Here is a 760-nt window from a genome sequence, read left to right on the forward strand (position 1 = left end):
GGGCGGGATGGCTGCTGGGCACCGCCGAGTTCGCCCGCGCCCGGATCGCGCCCGGGCCCCGCACCCGCGAGGAGGTCACCACCGTGCTGGCCACCAGCGCGCTCATACCGCCGCTGGCGGTGTACCACCGGCTGGCCGGGGCGCTGCGCCACCGCGCCGCCGCCCCCTGGGAGGCTGCCCCCCGGAAGCCGGGCCCGGCCGCGGGCGGCGGCGGAGGGAGCACGGCATGACGGCGGTGCGCGCGGTGCTCCTCGACCGGGACGGGACCCTCGTGGAGGACGTCCCCTACAACGGCGACCCCGCGCTGGTGCGCCCCGTGCCGGGCGCCGCCGAGGCGATGGCGCTGCTGCGCTCGCGCGGTGTGCCGGCCGCGGTGGTCACCAACCAGTCCGGCATCGCGCGCGGTCTGATCGGCTGGGACGACATGGGCCGGGTGCACGCCCGGATCGACGAGCTGCTGGGCCCGTTCCACGCCTGGGCCGTCTGCCCGCACGGCCCGGACGACGGCTGCGCCTGCCGCAAGCCCGCCCCCGCCCTGGTGCTGGACGCGGCCCGGCGGCTGGGCGCGGCCCCCGCCGAGTGCGTGGTGATCGGGGACATCGGATCCGATGTGGACGCCGCGCGGGCCGCCGGTGCCCGCGCCGTCCTCGTGCCCACCCCCGTGACCCTTCCGGAGGAGGTGCGGGAGGCGCCCGCGGTCGCCCCCGACCTGCTCACGGCGGTGCGCGCGGCGCTGGACGGGCCGTGGCCCGGCCCCGCC

General features: G+C 80.0%; 1 protein-coding gene and 1 pseudogene. Both read left to right on the forward strand.

All coding sequences use genetic code 11. The features are described from left to right. Positions 1 to 230, forward strand: a pseudogene (locus AC2CJA_RS26995) (hypothetical protein); the annotation flags it as partial. Beyond that, positions 227 to 760: D-glycero-alpha-D-manno-heptose-1,7-bisphosphate 7-phosphatase (locus AC2CJA_RS27000; protein ID WP_484605254.1), on the forward strand; the 534-nt coding region annotated here is incomplete at its 3' end. The pseudogene AC2CJA_RS26995 and the gene AC2CJA_RS27000, both read left to right, overlap by 4 nt.

This window comes from Streptomyces sp. ATLC9 (assembly GCF_057196705.1).